Annotated in this window: 16 protein-coding genes; 13 read left to right on the top strand and 3 right to left on the bottom strand. The window is 54.5% G+C overall.

Annotated features, from left to right (window positions below):
• Positions 1-41 precede the first annotated feature (41 nt).
• A complete protein-coding gene (locus tag HV107_RS02220; RefSeq protein WP_182061899.1) occupies positions 42-1,220 on the top strand; it encodes an MFS transporter in 1,179 nt (392 codons plus the stop codon).
• 90 nt (positions 1,221-1,310) lie between these two features.
• Here HV107_RS02220 and flk read toward each other — a convergent pair whose 3' ends face one another.
• A complete protein-coding gene (flk, locus tag HV107_RS02215) occupies positions 1,311-2,315 on the bottom strand; it encodes a flagella biosynthesis regulator Flk (protein ID WP_182061898.1) in 1,005 nt (334 codons plus the stop codon).
• A gap of 113 nt (positions 2,316-2,428) precedes the next feature.
• On the opposite strand from flk, the gene pdxB reads away from it, so the two are divergent.
• From pdxB to purF, 9 genes are all read left to right on the top strand, one after another.
• Positions 2,429-3,565 carry a 4-phosphoerythronate dehydrogenase PdxB gene (gene pdxB, locus HV107_RS02210; protein ID WP_182061897.1) on the top strand — a complete coding sequence of 379 codons (1,137 nt, stop codon included), beginning with the start codon at positions 2,429-2,431 and terminating at the stop codon, positions 3,563-3,565.
• 67 nt (positions 3,566-3,632) lie between these two features.
• Positions 3,633-4,646, top strand: a complete 1,014-nt coding sequence (locus tag HV107_RS02205) for an aspartate-semialdehyde dehydrogenase (RefSeq protein ID WP_182061896.1) — start codon at positions 3,633-3,635, stop codon at positions 4,644-4,646.
• On the top strand, positions 4,646-5,458 hold the full coding sequence (truA, locus tag HV107_RS02200; RefSeq protein ID WP_182061895.1) for a tRNA pseudouridine(38-40) synthase TruA: 813 nt from the start codon (positions 4,646-4,648) through the stop codon (positions 5,456-5,458). Before HV107_RS02205 ends, truA begins: the two co-directional genes overlap by 1 nt.
• 27 nt (positions 5,459-5,485) lie before the next feature.
• Complete coding sequence (locus HV107_RS02195; RefSeq protein WP_014071141.1) at positions 5,486-6,145, top strand: DedA family protein; 660 nt, start codon at positions 5,486-5,488, stop codon at positions 6,143-6,145.
• Between the two features lie 154 nt (positions 6,146-6,299).
• Complete coding sequence (accD, locus tag HV107_RS02190; RefSeq protein WP_182061894.1) at positions 6,300-7,205, top strand: acetyl-CoA carboxylase, carboxyltransferase subunit beta; 906 nt, start codon at positions 6,300-6,302, stop codon at positions 7,203-7,205.
• 69 nt (positions 7,206-7,274) lie between these two features.
• The gene (gene folC, locus HV107_RS02185) at positions 7,275-8,543 is read left to right on the top strand and encodes a bifunctional tetrahydrofolate synthase/dihydrofolate synthase (protein ID WP_182061893.1); all 1,269 of its coding nucleotides are present in this window, start codon (positions 7,275-7,277) and stop codon (positions 8,541-8,543) included.
• Positions 8,533-9,234 (top strand): cell division protein DedD, encoded by a 702-nt coding sequence (gene dedD, locus HV107_RS02180; RefSeq protein ID WP_182061892.1) that lies wholly within the window; start codon positions 8,533-8,535, stop codon positions 9,232-9,234. Before folC ends, dedD begins: the two co-directional genes overlap by 11 nt.
• A 187-nt stretch (positions 9,235-9,421) precedes the next feature.
• Positions 9,422-9,910 (top strand): colicin V production protein, encoded by a 489-nt coding sequence (gene cvpA / locus HV107_RS02175; RefSeq protein ID WP_014071138.1) that lies wholly within the window; start codon positions 9,422-9,424, stop codon positions 9,908-9,910.
• A gap of 180 nt (positions 9,911-10,090) precedes the next feature.
• Positions 10,091-11,608: an amidophosphoribosyltransferase gene (purF, locus tag HV107_RS02170; RefSeq protein WP_182061891.1), complete on the top strand. Its 1,518-nt coding sequence runs from the start codon at positions 10,091-10,093 to the stop codon at positions 11,606-11,608.
• A gap of 39 nt (positions 11,609-11,647) precedes the next feature.
• Here purF and HV107_RS02165 read toward each other — a convergent pair whose 3' ends face one another.
• Entirely contained in the window at positions 11,648-13,618 is a 1,971-nt protein-coding gene (locus HV107_RS02165; RefSeq protein WP_182061890.1) for a glycoside hydrolase family 127 protein, read from the bottom strand.
• Positions 13,619-13,625: 7 nt separating this feature from the next.
• Positions 13,626-15,032, bottom strand: a complete 1,407-nt coding sequence (locus tag HV107_RS02160) for an MFS transporter (protein WP_182061889.1) — start codon at positions 15,030-15,032, stop codon at positions 13,626-13,628.
• Positions 15,033-15,330: 298 nt separating this feature from the next.
• Here HV107_RS02160 and HV107_RS02155 point away from each other — a divergent pair, with 298 nt between their 5' ends.
• From HV107_RS02155 to argT, 3 genes are all read left to right on the top strand, one after another.
• On the top strand, positions 15,331-16,344 hold the full coding sequence (locus tag HV107_RS02155; RefSeq protein WP_182061888.1) for a LacI family DNA-binding transcriptional regulator: 1,014 nt from the start codon (positions 15,331-15,333) through the stop codon (positions 16,342-16,344).
• 41 nt (positions 16,345-16,385) lie between these two features.
• Positions 16,386-16,955, top strand: coding sequence for a UbiX family flavin prenyltransferase (locus HV107_RS02150; protein ID WP_182061887.1), 570 nt, complete (start codon positions 16,386-16,388; stop codon positions 16,953-16,955).
• Between the two features lie 288 nt (positions 16,956-17,243).
• Positions 17,244-18,026: a lysine/arginine/ornithine ABC transporter substrate-binding protein ArgT gene (gene argT / locus HV107_RS02145; RefSeq protein WP_182061886.1), complete on the top strand. Its 783-nt coding sequence runs from the start codon at positions 17,244-17,246 to the stop codon at positions 18,024-18,026.
• Positions 18,027-18,216 lie beyond the last annotated feature (190 nt).

Genomic DNA, 18,216 nt, shown 5'->3' with positions numbered 1-18,216 from the left:
CTGATGGCTCCCTTTTTTTATGCCTGAACATGGAGTTATGCATGACGGCCGTTACCTCAGCAAAAAATGCCTCCTCCGGGAACGTGTCTCTGTTTCGCATCGCCTTTGCAGTATTCCTGACCTACATGACCGTTGGCCTGCCGCTACCGGTGATCCCGCTGTTCGTTCATCAGGAGCTGGGCTATGGCAACACCATGGTCGGCATTGCCGTCGGTATCCAGTTTTTAGCCACGGTATTAACGCGTGGTTATGCCGGACGGCTGGCCGATCAGCACGGGGCTAAACGTTCTGCGCTACAGGGCATGTTCGCCTGCGGGCTGGCAGGTGGCGCCTGGCTAGTGGCGGCACTCCTGCCTGTGGAGCCCCTGTATAAATTTGCGCTGCTGATAGTGGGGCGTCTGATTCTGGGGTTTGGTGAAAGCCAGCTCCTGACCGGCACCCTGACCTGGGGAATGGGGCTGGTTGGCCCGGCGCGTTCGGGTAAAGTGATGTCCTGGAACGGGATGGCCATTTATGGCGCACTGGCCGCGGGGGCACAATTAGGGCTGCTGATCAACAGTCAGTTTGGTTTTGCAGCGCTGGCGGGTACGACCATGGTGCTGCCACTGCTGGCGTGGGCGTTCAACGGTTCGGTGCGTAAAGTGCCTGCTCATAAAGGTGAACGTCCGTCCCTGTGGAGTGTGGTCGGGAAAATCTGGCAACCCGGGCTGGGATTAGCCTTGCAGGGCGTCGGCTTTGCGGTGATTGGCACATTTGTCTCGCTTTACTTTATAAGCCGTGGCTGGGCGATGGCCGGTTTTACCCTGACGGCCTTTGGTGGTGCCTTTGTGCTGATGCGCGTACTGTTCGGCTGGATGCCGGATCGCTTCGGTGGGGTGAAAGTGGCGGTGGTATCGCTGGTGATTGAGGCCATCGGTCTGGTCATGCTCTGGCAGGCACCTGTGGCGTCTGTTGCTCTGCTTGGCGCGGCTTTGACCGGCTGCGGTTGCTCGCTTATTTTCCCGGCGCTCGGCGTCGAGGTGGTTAAACGTGTTCAGCCGCAGGTCAGAGGGACTGCTCTTGGCGGTTATGCCGCGTTTCAGGATATCTCCTACGGGGTGACCGGACCACTGGCGGGAGTGCTTGCCACATCCTTTGGTTATCCGTCCGTCTTCCTGGCAGGTGCGGTATCCGCAGTTGTTGGGATCGTGGTGACACTGGTGGCGTTTCGCAGGTCTTGAGCCATTGTTGCCGGGTGGCAGCTGCGCCTTACCCGGCCTACGGTTCGAGTCGTTGTAGGCCCGCTAAGCGAAGTGCCACCGGGCAAAACATCACGCAACCAGCCAGAAAATCGCCAGTGCCACCAACAGCGCAATAAACATCAACCCAGGGCGGGCAGACAAGGTTCTGAACGTCTCCACTACCGGCGCAAACAGCGGGCTGTAGATCGGCTGAATGTTGCGCGCTTCAGGTATACCGCCTTCGCGTTCTGCACGGCGGACAAAGATCTGATTCAGCAAATCCTGCACCTGCGGCGTGGTTAGTATCGTTTGCGGCGTTGCCTGCCAGGTCTGTTGGGCGTAATCCTGAACAGCCTCAAACTCATGCGGCTCAAGCGGTTGTTTTAGTGCTGCCTGTAACGTATGCAGGGTCGGGGCGCTCTGAGTGCTGAGTGTCTGGCGCGCCTGGAGCCACGTAACCAGATGGGTAAACTGTTTTGCCGGGATCATCTCTCCGGCTTTCACACCAGAAAGTTCCAGCATCGATTGCCAGATTAGCTTCGTCGGTTCGCCCGTCGCGGCCGCCAGTTTTGTCACCATTTGCTTAAGCGTATTGTGCTCTGCGGGCAGTAGCGGGCGTTCGGTCGCCGGGCGCTGCTGCGGCTGAGGGATAGCAAGCTGATTGGTTTGCAAAAGCGTCAGCACGGTCTTTAACTGTTCTGGTGTGAGCTGGCTGAGCGCGGTCTGGCCGTACTGCTGGCGAATGAAATCGCTCGCCGCCTGGCGGTTATTGCCCTGGCCCAACAGCTCAGTCAACTGCGCAATAATCTGGCGAGTATTGTGGTTAAGTTGTGCCGAATTCAGGCGCTGATTCAGGTTTTGCTCTGCAGCAGGGAAGTGACGCGACTGGAGCTGCGCGTCGTTTCTTATTCCTAAATCATGCTTCACCCCGGCCCATACCTCTGCGTTTTGCTGGGAAGTGAGGGCTATCAGGCGTGTTATCAGGCGCTCCAGCACGGTACGCTGTTGCGTGGATAGCGGTTGTTCACCTGCGACATTGGGGGTTACGGGGCCTTCACCGGGAGGGCGCGGAGGCGTACCTGAAATGGGCTGCATCGTCAAAAATCCTTAAAGTCAAAACTCTGCCTAAACCAGGGTTTCGTGTATGCCTGGCGGCAAGATTATGGCACACTTGGCAGGTTTTCTTCCTCTCAAACAGGTACTCAGACGTGAAAATCCTCGTTGATGAAAATATGCCTTACGCCCGTGAGCTGTTTAGCCGCCTGGGTGAGGTTAAGGCTGTCCCGGGTCGCCCAATTCCAGTCAACGAGCTGGATGATGCTGACGCACTGATGGTGCGTTCGGTGACCAAAGTAAATGAGTCGTTACTTTCCGGCAAAGCAGTGAAATTTGTCGGGACGGCAACTGCAGGGACCGATCATGTGGATGACCAATGGCTCAGCCAGGCGGGGATTGGTTTCTCTGCCGCACCGGGCTGCAATGCCATTGCTGTAGTGGAATATGTTTTCTCCTCACTCCTGATGCTGGCCGAGCGCGATGGTTTTGCTCTGAAAGACCGCACGGTGGGAATTGTGGGGGTGGGTAACGTCGGCGGACGTCTGCAAAAGCGCCTTGAAGCGCTGGGCATCCGTACGCTGCTGTGCGACCCGCCGCGTAAAGATAAGGGTGATGAGGGGGATTTCCGCACGCTAGACGAGCTGGTCGCGCAGTGCGATGTCATCACCTTCCATACGCCTCTCTTCAAAGATGGCCCGTATAAATCGCTGCATCTGGTTGATGAAACCCTTATCCGCCGTCTGAAGCCTGGCACTATTCTGATAAATGCCTGCCGTGGCCCGGTTGTTGACAATGCGGCGCTGCTGAAATGCCTGAAAGAAGGGCAGGAACTGAGCGTCGTACTGGACGTGTGGGAGCCTGAACCGGAACTTAATGTTGAGCTGCTCAACAGGGTCGATGTGGCCACCGCGCATATTGCAGGCTATACCCTTGAAGGCAAAGCGCGTGGTACCACGCAGGTCTTTGAAGCCTATAGCGCCTTTATTGGCAAACCGCAGCAGGTCGCGCTGGATATGTTGCTGCCTGCACCGGAATTTGGTCGCATCACGCTGCATGGCCCGCTTGATGAGGCTACGCTGAAAAGACTGGTGCATTTGGTGTATGATGTGCGCCGCGATGACGCGCTGCTGCGAAAAGTCGCAGGTATTCCGGGTGAATTTGACAAGCTGCGCAAGAACTATCTTGAGCGTCGTGAATGGTCTTCCCTGTACGTAATGTGCGACGACGCAGCGGCGGCGACGCTGCTGCATCGACTGGGTTTTAACGCCACACATAACCCGGCGCGTTAATGTCTTCTTAATGCTCCCTGTCGGATACTCCGGCAGGGACGCTTTTTTATTTCTGGAGTAAACCACCATGTCTGAAGGCTGGAACATTGCCATTTTAGGTGCCACTGGCGCCGTGGGCGAAGCCCTGCTTGAAACCCTTGCTGAGCGTCAGTTCCCGGTGGGAGAGATTTACGCCCTGGCGCGTACCGACAGCTCAGGCGAACATCTGCGTTTTGCCGGTAAATCCGTCATGGTTCAGGATGCGGCCGAATTCGACTGGACGCAGGCGCAGCTGGCGTTTTTCGCAGCTGGCGTTGAAGCCACCGCGTCTTATATTGAAGACGCCACCAACTCCGGCTGCCTGGTGATTGATCTGAGCGGCCTGTTCTCAATGGAGCCTGATGTTCCGCTGGTTGTGCCGGATGTGAACCCGTTTGTTCTGGCTGACTACCGTAACCGCAATATCATTGCGGTTCCAGGTAGCCTGACCAGCCAGCTGCTTACCGCGCTGAAACCGCTGATCGACGATGGCGGCCTGTCACGTATCACCGTGACCAGCCTGCTGTCCGCCTCCGCGAACGGCAAAAAGGCCGTCGATGCGCTGGCGGGGCAGAGTGCGAAGCTGCTGAACGGCATCCCGATTGACGAAGACGATTTCTTTGGTCGTCAGCTGGCTTTCAACATGCTGCCATTGCTGCCAGACCGCGAAGGCTCAGTGCGCGAAGAACGCCGTATCGTTGATGAAACCCGCAAAATTATGCAGGACGATGGCCTGATGATCTCCGCAAACGTGGTGCAGTCACCTGTTTTCTATGGCCATGCGCAGATGGTGAGTTTTGAAGCACTGCGCCCGCTGGCGGCGGAAGAAGCGCGCGATGCGTTTGGTCGTGGTGACGATATCGCGCTGTCTGAAGAGAGCGAATTCCCGACCCAGGTTGGCGATGCCACCGGTAGCGCACACCTTTCCGTTGGCTGTGTGCGTAACGACTACGGGATGCCGGAGCAAGTTCAGTTCTGGTCCGTTGCCGATAACGTGCGCTTTGGCGGCGCGCTGATGGCGGTAAAAATTGCTGAAAAACTGGTGCAGGAGTACCTGTACTAATGTCGGAAGTGGAACAAAAGCCAGTTCATAAAATTGCCCTCGGTATCGAATACGATGGCAGTAAATACTATGGCTGGCAGCGTCAGAATGAAGTGCGCAGCGTCCAGGAAAAGCTGGAGAAAGCGCTCTCTCAGGTGGCGAATGAGCCGATCAACGTCCTGTGCGCTGGCCGCACGGATGCCGGTGTCCACGGCACCGGGCAGGTGGTTCATTTCGAAACCACCGCTGTACGTAAAGACGCCGCATGGACGCTGGGCGTAAATGCGAATTTACCTGGAGACATTGCGGTTCGTTGGGTGAAAGCTGTGCCGGATGATTTTCATGCGCGCTTCAGCGCCACCGCACGCCGCTACCGCTATGTCATCTATAACCAGCGCCTGCGTCCTGCGGTGTTAAGCCAGGGCGTGACCCATTTTTATGAACCGCTGGATGCAGAACGTATGCACCGTGCGGCGCAGTCTTTGTTAGGAGAAAATGACTTTACGTCGTTCCGTGCGGTGCAGTGTCAGTCCCGTACGCCGTGGCGTAACGTCATGCACATTAACGTCAGTCGTTATGGCGCATATGTGGTGGTAGATATCAAAGCCAATGCCTTTGTACATCATATGGTCAGGAATATTGTTGGCAGCCTGATGGAAGTGGGCGCCGGACACCAGCCGGAGAGCTGGATTGCAGAACTGCTGGCAATTAAGGACAGAACGCTTGCGGCAGCAACGGCGAAAGCTGAAGGGCTGTATCTGGTATCAGTCGATTATCCGGAACGGTTTGACCTTCCTAAACCGCCAATGGGCCCGCTATTTTTAGCGGACTAAACAAGGTGCAATTAAGGCTTAGATAATATGGACTTAATACGTTTTCTGATTGATTTTATTCTGCATATCGATGTTCACCTGGCGGAGCTGGTCGCACAATATGGCGTGTGGGTATATGCCATTCTGTTCCTGATCCTGTTCTGTGAAACCGGCTTGGTAGTTACACCTTTCCTGCCGGGAGATTCGCTGCTGTTCGTTGCCGGGGCGTTATCGGCGCTGCCAACGAATGATCTGAATGTACATATGATGGTGGCGCTGATGGTTGTCGCAGCGATTGTGGGTGATGCCCTCAACTACACCATTGGTCGGGTGTTCGGTGAGCGATTATTCAGCAACCCTGACTCGAAGATTTTCCGCCGTAGCTACTTAGACAAAACGCACGCGTTCTACGAACGTCATGGCGGCAAAACTATTATCCTTGCGCGATTTGTGCCAATTGTTCGTACTTTTGCCCCCTTTGTGGCAGGAATGGGCCATATGTCCTATCGTCACTTTGCGGCGTACAACGTTGTTGGTGCACTGCTGTGGGTACTGCTGTTTACCTACGCAGGTTACCTGTTTGGTGACCTTCCGGTGGTGCAGGAAAACCTTAAGTTGCTGATTGTAGCCATTATTGTGCTCTCAATCCTGCCAGGCGTTATCGAAATTATTCGCCACAGACGCGCGGCGGCAAAACAAGCGAAGTAAATGCACATCGGCGGTTCGACCACTTTTTTATCCAAAGTTTCGGGCTGTTATGTTTTAATGTGCAACATTCATGGTCTGTTGGAGGCAAAAATGGCATTATTCGCCTCTTATAGCAAAACTGGCATCCGACCAGGTTCAGGCAGAAAGGTTATCAATGAGCTGGATTGAACGAATTAAAAGCAACATAACCCCGACTCGTAAAGCGAGTATTCCAGAAGGGGTATGGACGAAGTGTGATAGCTGCGGCCAGGTTCTGTACCGCGCGGAGCTGGAACGCAATCTTGAGGTGTGTCCTAAGTGTGACCACCACATGCGCATGTCGGCGCGTAACCGCGTGCATAGTCTGCTGGACGAAGGTTCTCTGGTAGAACTGGGTAGCGAACTCGAGCCGAAAGACGTGCTGAAGTTCCGCGATTCCAAAAAATACAAAGATCGTCTGGCCTCTGCTCAGAAAGAGACTGGCGAGAAAGACGCGCTGATCGTGATGAAAGGCACTCTGCACGAGATGCCGGTTGTTGCCGCAGCGTTTGAGTTCTCCTTTATGGGTGGCTCAATGGGCTCCGTAGTGGGGGCGCGTTTCGTTCGTGCTGTAGAGCAGGCGCTGGAAGACAACTGCCCGCTGATCTGCTTCTCCGCCTCTGGTGGCGCACGTATGCAGGAAGCGCTGATGTCCCTGATGCAGATGGCGAAAACCTCTGCTGCGCTGGCGAAAATGCAGGAACGCGGTCTGCCGTACATTTCTGTACTGACCGACCCAACCATGGGTGGTGTCTCTGCAAGCTTCGCGATGCTGGGCGATCTGAACATCGCTGAGCCAAAAGCGCTGATCGGCTTTGCGGGCCCTCGCGTTATCGAACAAACCGTACGTGAAAAACTGCCGCCTGGATTCCAGCGCAGTGAATTCCTCATCGAGAAAGGCGCTATCGACATGATCGTTCGCCGCCCGGAAATGCGCCTGAAACTGGCAAGCATTCTGGCGAAGCTGATGAATCTGCCAGCGCCTAACCCGGATGAGCCGCGCGAAGGCGTGGTCGTACCGGATCAGGAACCCGAAGCCTGATAACTGAAAAGGGCAGGGCCGGTTGGCGCTGCCCTTTTTCTTTCTAATCGTTAATGACAACCGGGCATCATGGAAAATAACAGCATTCCCCAAGCCACGTCGCCCCTGGCCGCGTGGCTTTCTTATCTGGAAAACCTGCACAGTAAAACTATTGATATGGGGCTTGAGCGCGTAAGCCAGGTCGCCGCGCGTCTGGACGTGTTAAAACCGGCACCTTTCGTGTTTACTGTTGCGGGCACTAACGGTAAAGGTACCACCTGCCGCACGCTGGAATCGATACTGATGGCCGCGGGCTTTAAGGTTGGCGTTTACAGCTCTCCGCATCTGGTGCGTTATACCGAGCGTGTGCGCGTACAGAACAGCGAATTGCCGGAATCTGCCCATACCGCCTCCTTTGCCGAAATCGAAGCCGCGCGCGGTGAGATCTCATTAACCTATTTTGAATACGGTACGCTCTCTGCATTGTGGCTGTTTAAGCAGGCAGAGCTTGATGTCGTGATTCTGGAAGTTGGTCTGGGCGGGCGTCTTGATGCCACCAACATGGTGGACGCTGATGTCTCCGTGGTGACCAGTATTGCCCTGGATCATACCGACTGGCTGGGGCCGGACAGGGAAAACATTGGCCGCGAGAAAGCCGGTATTTTCCGCGCTAACAGGCCTGCTGTAGTAGGCGAGCCGGATATGCCGCACACCATTGCTGACGTTGCGAAAGAGAAGGGCGCTGTGCTACTGCGTCGCGGGGTTGACTGGCAGTACGAGGTGCAGGAAAACGGCTGGCATTTCAGCGATGCTCAGGGTGCGCTGGAAAACCTGCCGCTGCCGCAGGTGCCGCAGCCGAATGCGGCAACCGCACTGGCAGCGCTGCGTGCCAGTGGACTGAACGTTAGTGAACAGGCGATTCGCGACGGCATCCGGAATGCGGTTCTGCCCGGGCGTTTCCAGATTGTCAGTGAGTCACCGCGCGTGATCCTGGATGTGGCGCATAACCCTCATGCGGCAGCATATCTTGCCGGACGTCTTAAATCGTTACCAAAAACCGGGCGCGTCCTGGCGGTTATCGGTATGCTTCATGATAAAGATATCGCTGGCACGCTGGCCTGCATGGAGACTGTGGTCGATTGCTGGTATTGTGCTCCACTGGAGGGGCCACGTGGCGCCACTGCCGAACAGTTGATGGAACATCTCGGCAAAGGCGAAATCTATAAAAGCGTGGCGCTGGCCTGGGAAGCTGCGATGGCAGATGCTAACCCAGAAGATACCGTGCTGGTGTGTGGGTCGTTCCACACCGTAGCACATGTCATGGAAGTGATGGACGCGGGGAGAACCGGTGGCGAGTAAGTTTCAGAACCGTTTAACAGGAACCATTGTGCTTGTTGCGCTGGGGGTGATTATTCTCCCCGGTTTGCTCGACGGGCAGAAAAAGCATTATCAGGACGAATTCGCGGCAATCCCGCTGGTCCCTAAACCGGGCGACCGTGACGAGCCTGATATGTCCCCTGCTGCCACTCAGGCTCTGCCTGCTCAGCCCCCGGAAGGTGCGGCTGAAGAGGTGCGGGCAGGGGATGCTGCGGCACCGTCGCTCGATCCTTCTCGTCTGGCAGTGAACACCAACAGTGAAATCGATCCTGTGCCTGTTCCGGTTGAGCAGCCTAAGCCTGTTGAAAAACCGAAACCTGTCGAGAAACCACAGCCAAAACCGCAGCGTGATAAAACCACCGATCAGCTTGCGGCTGCGTCAGAAACACCGCCTCCGGCAAAACCGGCTCAGCAGGATGCTGCCCCAACCGGTAAAGCCTACGTTGTGCAGCTCGGTGCGCTAAAAAATGCCGATAAAGTCAATGAGGTAGTGGGTAAACTGCGCAGTGCGGGTTATCGGGTTTACACTTCACCTTCCACGCCTGTACAGGGTAAAATCACCCGTATTCTCGTGGGGCCGGAAGCATCTAAAGATAAGCTGAAAGGATCGCTTGGCGAACTGAAGCAAATCTCTGGTCTGAGCGGTGTGGTGATGAATTACAGCGCGAACTGATCTTCCTCTCTCCCCCTGGGGTGAGGGAAACATACGTCCGCAGAGACGTAAAAAGCCTGTGGCGTTGAACATTTTTTCAGCGCCTTTTTTATTTACGCGCGGGAAGGAAATCCCTACGCAAACGTTTTCTTTTTCTGTTAGAATTCGCCCCGAACTGGATGACAGGGCGTTTAATCGTGGGACACATATGGTCTGGATTGATTACGCCATCATTGCGGTGATTGGTTTTTCCTGTCTGGTTAGCCTGATCCGTGGCTTTGTACGTGAAGCGTTATCGCTGGTGACATGGGGTTGTGCTTTCTTTGTTGCCAGTCATTACTACACTTACCTGTCTGTCTGGTTCACGGGCTTTGAAGATGAACTGGTCCGAAATGGAATCGCCATCGCGGTATTGTTTATCGCGACGCTGTTAGTCGGCGCTATCGTGAATTACGTGATAGGTCAGCTGGTCGAGAAAACCGGTCTGTCAGGAACGGACAGGGTGCTCGGGATCTGTTTCGGGGCGTTGCGTGGCGTGCTGATTGTGGCTGCGATACTGTTCTTCCTTGATACCTTTACCGGGTTCTCAAAAAGTGAAGACTGGCAGAAGTCGCAGCTCATTCCAGAGTTCAGCTTCATCATCAGATGGTTCTTTGACTATCTGCAAAGCTCGTCGAGTTTCTTGCCCAGGGCATAAGCTCTGAGATGTGGCTTAGAGTTTGGTTTATTAGGCTATTTTACTTGCCATTTTGAACCAGGGCAGTGCTCACAATCCTCGCGTACTACGTGTACGCTCCGGTTGTCGCGCGCTGTCCGTGTTCAAACTGTCTGCGACAATTACGCCTACTAAACCAAACTCTTAACGAGGAAAAGACGAATGTGCGGTATTGTCGGTATCGCCGGTTTCATGCCGGTAAACCAGTCTATTTATGACGCATTATCGGTGCTTCAGCACCGTGGACAGGATGCAGCAGGCATCATCACCATTGATGCAAACAACTGCTTCCGTTTACGTAAAGCAAACGGCCTGGTAAACGATGTGTTTGAAGCCCGCCATATGCAGCGCCTGCAAGGTAATATGGGGATTGGTCACGTTCGTTATCCTACTGCTGGCAGTTCCAGCGCCTCTGAGGCTCAGCCTTTCTACGTTAACTCTCCATACGGCATCACGCTTGCCCACAACGGCAACCTGACCAACGCCCATGAGCTGCGTAAAAAGCTGTTCGAAGAGAAACGTCGCCACATTAACACGACTTCTGATTCTGAAATCCTGCTCAATATCTTCGCCAGTGAGCTGGATAACTTCCGCCATTATCCGCTGGAAGCAGACAACATCTTTGCCGCCGTTGCCGCGACTAACCGCCAGATCCGTGGCGCGTATGCCTGTGTGGCGATGATTATCGGTCACGGAATGGTTGCCTTCCGCGATCCAAACGGTATCCGTCCGCTGGTGCTCGGCAAGCGCGATCTTGGCGATGGCCGTACTGAATATATGGTTGCCTCTGAAAGCGTGGCGCTGGATACCCTGGGCTTTGAGTTCCTGCGCGACGTCGCACCAGGCGAAGCGGTTTACATCACTGAGAAGGGCCAGCTGTTTACCCGTCAGTGTGCCGACAACCCGGTCAGCAACCCATGCCTGTTCGAATACGTCTATTTCGCCCGTCCTGACTCCTTCATCGATAAGATTTCTGTGTACAGCGCACGCGTGAACATGGGCACCAAACTGGGTGAGAAGATTGCCCGCGAGTGGGACGATCTTGATATCGACGTGGTTATCCCAATCCCGGAAACTTCCTGCGATATCGCACTGGAAATCGCCCGCATTCTGGATAAGCCATACCGTCAGGGTTTTGTGAAAAACCGTTACGTTGGCCGTACCTTTATCATGCCGGGCCAGCAGCTGCGCCGTAAATCCGTGCGCCGTAAGCTGAACGCCAACCGTGCTGAGTTCCGTGACAAGAACGTGCTGCTGGTAGATGACTCCATCGTGCGTGGTACGACCTCTGAGCAGATTATCGAGATGGCGCGTGAAGCTGGTGCGAAGAAAGTGTACCTGGCCTCTGCAGCACCGGAAATCCGCTTCCCGAACGTGTATGGCATCGATATGCCAACCGCCAATGAGCTGATTGCTCACGGTCGCGAAGTGGACGAAATTCGCCAGATAATCGGTGCCGACGGCCTGATCTTCCAGGACCTGACCGATCTGATCGACGCCGTACGCGCCGAGAACCCGGATATTCAGCAGTTCGAATGCTCCGTATTCAATGGTATCTACGTAACTAAAGACGTTGACCAGCAGTACCTTGACTACCTTGACTCGCTGCGCAACGACGATGCGAAAGCCGTCCAGCTGCAAAACGATCTCGAAAGCTTAGAGATGCACAACGAAGGTTGATAAACCTGAAGGGCGGCGCTGATGCCGCCCTTCGATTTTTTAACGGCCTTCATTCACCCAGATCCGCATTTCTCCTTCTCCTCTGTTCGCCCAGCTAAACCATGGGATAAACGTCAGCGTCTGCATTTCCACCGCCGTCTGGCGAGTATCAAAGCTGTACAGCGGTTTTTCTTCCTGCGCTGTCAGAACACGTAATCCTTCCGCTTGCAGCAACACTTTTCCTTTCAGCACGCCCGTGCCCGGTTTCTCGCGAAACGCGCTCGCTTCCGGCAGGGTGAGGTTATGCAATTCTGCGCCGTTATCCGCCTCTTCCAGGCAGTAGACCAACGGCCCACGCTGAATTGCCACTTTACCAGCAGCATGACGTACCAGCGGGTTGGCGTAGACGCGACGAATGGTCATTGGCAGATGAAGCGTAATGACGTCACCTTCTCGCCATGTGCGGTGCAGGTGCAGATAGCCTTTGATGTTTTTACCCTGGTCCGCTTCACCGTTGACCAGAACCTGCGGGGTTGCACACCATTCTGGCAGGCGCAGCGCCAGCGTATGCTCCACGGCCCCGGGATGGGTAAAGCGAATTGTCACGTCTTCATCCCACGGGTAGTTGCCCTCAATAATGAGCGCCAGCGTCTGATTATTTACCGTAAATTGCGCCTCGCTACCGGCGTAGAAGTTGATGAACAGCGCATCCGGGCGAGGGGTGTAAATGTAATGGCCGATTGCCACTAACGTGCGGGCGATATTGGGCGGGCAACAGGCGCATCCGAGCCAGCGCTGGCGAACCGGTTTGATATGGTCATAAATGTGGTTATGGGGAATGCTTTTCGGGTAGGTTTCCAGCGGGTTAACGTAAAAGAAGTGCTTACCGTCCAGGGCCATGCCGCCCAGCACCGTATTGTAGAATGCCCGCTCCATGACATCGGCATAGTGTGCATCGCCTTCCATTTCCAGCATCCGGCGGGCAAACATCATTAGGCCGATTGAGGCACAGCTTTCGCCGTAAGCGGTGTCGTTTGGCAGGTCGTAGTCACTGGTAAACGCTTCCCCGATCCCCTGTGAACCGATACCGCCGGTGATATACATCCGCCGCTGGACCATATTGTTCCAGATGCGCAGGCAGCTCTGACGCTTCTCTTCATCGTGCGTCATGCGCGCGATATGCGCGAGGCCAGCCATCAGGTACACCGAACGCACCGCGTGGCCTACAGCTTCATGTTGTTCGCTGAGCGGCTTATGCGCGTGGGTATAGGTTTTGTCTTTGATTATCCCCGGCCAGGCATCGCCCCAGCCGACCCAGTGGCGAGTGCCGCCGCGTTTTTCAAACTCAATATCGTAATAGTGCGGCTGCTGACCGCGCTCTTCGACGAAGAAACGGGCCAGTGCCTGATAGCGCGGTTCGCGGGTAATTTCATACAAGCGCATCAGCGCCAGTTCGATTTCCGGGTGGCCTGGATAACCGCGAAGATGACCGGGAGCCGGGCCGAACACCGAGTCGATGTGATCGGCAAAACGGCAGGCGATTTCGAGCAGGCGGCCCTTGCCGGTGGCGTTAAAGAACGCGACCGCCGCTTCGAACAGATGCCCGGCACAGTAAAGTTCGTGGCATTCGGCCAGGTTGGTCCAGCGCTGACCTGGCTCCTTCACGGTATACCAGGTGTTCAGATAGCCATCTTCGCACTGGGCCTGTGCCAGCAGTTCAATTACCTCATCGGCGGTTTTTTCAAGCTGTGGATCTGGCTTCTGGCGTAAAGACCAGGCAACCGCTTCAAGCCATTTGGTGACGTCACTGTCCTGAAAGACCATGCCGTAAAACTCACCGTGCTCCAGCCCGGCGGCGATACGGTAGTTGGCCAGCGCGTGGCTGGGCTCCGCCTCCGGGAGAGCGTCATTAAGGGCTTCCCACTGATAAGGGATCACGACGTCGCGGATGAGGCGTTGATATTCCCCTAAAAACGGGTCGGTAACGGTGATTCGATTCAGATCGGCTTCAATCACATCAGACTGCATCATGTTTACCTCAGGAAATGTGTGAATGTCGTTGGTGAAGATCGGTTGAAATACGTTTCATCATTGGGCCGTTGAGGCGGCACTTCAGCAGGCACATGGCCAGCACAAAGTGAAACATCGCCGGAACCAGGCTTTGCAGCAGGGTGATGCCGTGAACGGAGGCCGGGGTCTGATTACCAAGACCTGGCTGATAGGCCACCATAATCAGGATCAGGCTGATGATGCCGCCGGAAGAGGCCCAGGAGAGCTTGATGAAAAAGAGGTTGAAGGCGAAGTTCATCCCGGAGGAGCGCACGCCCGTTTTCCATTCACCGTAGTCATCCGCGAAGGCCATAATTGAGAAGTGCAGCGGCAGGGTGAAGCCCTGGATCACGCTGTTAATGGCAATGCACACTAGCCACAGTGTCTGGTATTGCGGCCCGATTGGGAGGAAGTACATGCCAATCCCGAATGCGACCAGCACCAGGTTAGTCCAGAAATACAGACGCACCATATCCACGTGGCGGGAGAGCGGGTTAACAATAACCGCACCGGCAATCCCGGCCACGGTGAGGATCCCAAAGAACAGCGACATATATCCCGCGCTTCCCTGGAGGACGTAGGAGATAAAATACATATACCCACCGCCGCGAATGCACAGGATGTTGACCAGCAGGAAAGACATCACCAGCATCATCAGCAGTTGATCGTTTTTACGCAGCCCCTGTAAATGCTCGCGCAGGGTAAAATTGCCTGCCAGCGACAGCGGCACGCGTTCCTTCACCCAGATGAAGCACAGCAAAAACATCACGACCCCAATGGTGCATAATACGGTCACACCGTACTGATACCCTTTTGCCAGATTGCCCTGGCCGAAGTACTCCACCATCCAGGGTAGGCCGACCGCCACCAGAAAACCGGCAATGCCGCTCAACACAAAGCGCCATGACTGGCAGGACATCACCTGGTCGTGGCGGTTGGTAATCGCATTAATCAGCGCGCAGTAAGGTACGTTATTGGCGGTGTAACCAATGGAGAGCAGGAAATAGGTACCAAATGCCCAGGCGATTTTTGCGTTCGGACCCATATCCGGCACGGTAAAGGTCAGAATACCGATTACGCCAAGCGGTACGGCAGTCCACAGTTGCCAGGGGCGAAAACGGCCCCAGCGGCTGCGGGTGCGGTCGGCGATAATGCCCATCACCGGGTCGGAGATGGCATCGAAAATACGCAGTACAAAGAACATAGCCCCAACAATCGCCGGGCTAAGACCAAACACGTCCGTATAGAAAAAAAGTAAAAAACCGCTGATCAAATCAGAGATACAGTGCCCGCCTGCATCCCCTAATCCGTAGCCAATTTTTTCGCGGGTAGAGAGGGTTTCTCCCGCATCAACAACGCTTGGTACATCACTATCCAGATCATCGACAGTAGCCATAACTCATCCCATATGCAGTAGCAGTTAGCGATCGTTTAGCAAGCCATTACGACATTTCTCTGACTTTTTTACGTAAAAATAAACGCAGGTGAGCATAGATCTGGCATGGAGTTTCGGTATATGGCGTTGTGTATTCGATGTGAAATCGATCGTAATTTTTACTAAAAATAAATTATTTATAGTGATACTCATCACTCAATGGTACAGGGGAGCGATTTGGCGTGGGGTTTTGTTGCAGGAGTGAGTAATATGTATTGAGTGAAAGGCGAAGGGCGACTGAAAGGTAACACCGTAAAAAATGGTAAAAAAGACCCGAATTAAGGATATTGCTACGGCAAGCGGCGTGTCGATTGCGGCGGTATCGCGTGCCCTGAAAGGGCAGCCTGGTCTGAGTGAGGAGACTCGCCAGCGTATCCTGTTCATTGCCGAAGCTGAAGGTTACGACTTCAGTCGTTTACGTAATGGGCGAATTAAGCGCCTGCTGTTTTTACTCCATAAACAGCACAATATTGCCAGCGCTTTACCCTTTTATTCTTCAGTCATGCTGGGTGTTGCCGATGCGTGTCGGGAAAATGACGTCGCCATGAGCTTTCAGCCCGTCGGCCCGGAAGATTCGATCAATGAGATAGTTAACCTGCATCAGCCCGATGCGGTGATTTGCGCAGGTTATATGGAGCCCGAGGTATTACGGGAGATCCATAAAATATCGCTACCCGTGGCGCTGGTCGACCTGTGGGCGCCGGAATTCCCCTGCGTGAACCCGGATAATTTCCACGGTGGTTTTGTGGCGACCCGGCATCTTATCCAGCAGGGCAGAACACGGATTGCCTTTCTGGGGCACTCTTTACACCATTACAGCATTCGCCAGCGTGTGGAGGGCTACCAGCAGGCATTATTTGATGCCGGGCTGACTTTACCCCCTGAGTACCAGGTTGAAGTGCCACCGGTGAAAGACATTGAACAGGCGCTGGTTGACGGGATGCATCATCTTCTCGCCTTGCCTCGTCCGCCGGATGCTATCTTTGCTTATAACGACGTTGCCGCACTGGTGGCGATGCGTGTTTGTGCACGTAAGGGGCTGAATGTCCCGGAGGATATGGCGATTGTCGGTTTCGACGATATTGATGCCGCGGCCTGGGCTCATCCTCCGCTGACCACGGTGGCGATTGATAAGCGAGAGCTTGGCCGGGATGCATTTCGCCTCTTGCTGAATGAAGAGAGCGAAAGAAACTTGCTCCAGCCTGTCCGGCTTGTCATTCGTGAAAGCTCTGGCAGCGAAGCATCTCATGCGCTGTTGCGCCCGGCACGTTAATCCGGCAAAGTTTGCGTCATTATGTGGAAGAGGCAATCTTAGTGAAACGACTCATTGTAGGGATAAGCGGTGCCAGCGGCGCAATTTACGGCGTTCGTCTGTTGCAGATACTGCGTGACGTGGCAGAAGTGGAAACCCATCTGGTGATGAGCCAGGCGGCGCGTCAGACACTCTCCCTCGAAACCGATTTCTCCCTGCGCGATGTTCAGTCACTGGCTGATGTGGTTCACGATGCCCGTGATATCGCGGCCAGCATCTCTTCGGGTTCGTTTAAAACGGCGGGAATGGTGATTTTGCCCTGCTCAATTAAAACCCTCTCAGGCATTGTTAACAGCTATACCGACACGCTGGTGACGCGCGCTGCGGATGTGGTGCTGAAAGAGCGCCGCCCGCTGGTATTATGCGTACGCGAAACGCCGCTGCACCTGGGGCATCTGCGCTTAATGACCCAGGCGGCAGAGCTGGGTGCCATCATCATGCCGCCTGTGCCAGCGTTCTACCACCGGCCTCAGTCGCTGGATGATGTGATTAATCAGACGGTTAACCGCGTGCTGGATCAGTTTGATATCGACCTGCCTGAAGACCTTTTCACGCGCTGGCAAGGTGCCTGAATCTGTGCACCAGATGTGTGCATGAAAAGACAAGTTGCCCTGTTTCAGGGCAAAACTGCAACCGCGATCATATCCTCAACATTTAATTCGCTTTTTCCCTTTTTCTCTTTCCGGTTCGTTCGGCAGACCTGCTATCTTTCACCATTAAGGCAATATCGCAACGTTTTATTAACATATTTAACGTCGATTTTTTGACCAGACGGCAATGTGGCATAAGACCTGCAAGAGAAGCCTGCAACACAACACAACACAATACATAATAAAATCACGGTACTTGAGGGTAAATGTATGAAGAAGACGGTTTTGGCTCTGTCTTTGCTCGTGGGGTTAAGTGCAGCAGCAGGTAGCTACGCAGCGCTTCCACAGACAGTACGTATCGGTACAGACGCAACCTACGCGCCATTCTCTTCCAAGGATGCGAAAGGCGATTTCGTTGGGTTTGATATCGATCTGGGAAATGAGATGTGCAAACGCATTGCGGTTAAATGCACATGGGTGGGCAGTGACTTCGACGCACTGATCCCGTCACTGAAAGCCAAGAAAATTGACGCCATTATCTCCTCTCTTTCCATCACCGAAAAACGTCAGCAGGAGATTGCCTTCTCTGACAAGCTCTACGCCGCAGACTCTCGTCTGATTGCCGCGAAAGGCTCCCCAATCCAGCCAACCATCGACTCGCTGAAAGGTAAGCACGTGGGTGTGCTTCAGGGCTCAACCCAGGAAGGCTTCGCCAATGCGACCTGGCGTGAAAAAGGCGTGGATGTGGTGGCTTACCAGAACCAGGATCTGATTTACTCTGACCTGGCGGCAGGCCGTCTTGATGCTGCGTTCCAGGACGAAGTGGCCGCAAGCGAAGGCTTCCTGAAACAACCTGCGGGCAAAGATTATGCGTTTGCTGGCCCGTCTGTTAAAGACAAAAAATACTTTGGCGACGGCACCGGTATTGGCCTGCGTAAAGACGATACTGAGCTGAAAGCAGCGTTCGACAAAGCATTTGCAGAGCTGCGTAAAGACGGTACCTACGACAAACTGGCGAAGAAATACTTCGACTTCAACGTATACGGCGACTAATCGCTGCTGGCGGGAATGCACCATGGCAGGGGGCTGTCGTGGTGCTTTACGGGTGTTGGTGAACCATTATGGTGCATTGGCGGTCAGTAAATGGCCTGTTAATGCATACTTAAGCACTCATGATGCAAAAAATCCCACCGGTGGGGCATTATCTTTTGCCTTGCGGAGGGGATTAATGGCACATTAAGGC

It is taken from the genome of Enterobacter sp. RHBSTW-00175 (genome assembly GCF_013927005.1).
Lineage (GTDB): Bacteria > Pseudomonadota > Gammaproteobacteria > Enterobacterales > Enterobacteriaceae > Enterobacter.
Note: the sequence above shows the minus strand (reverse complement) of the source record. Positions and strands in the feature narration are given on the sequence as shown.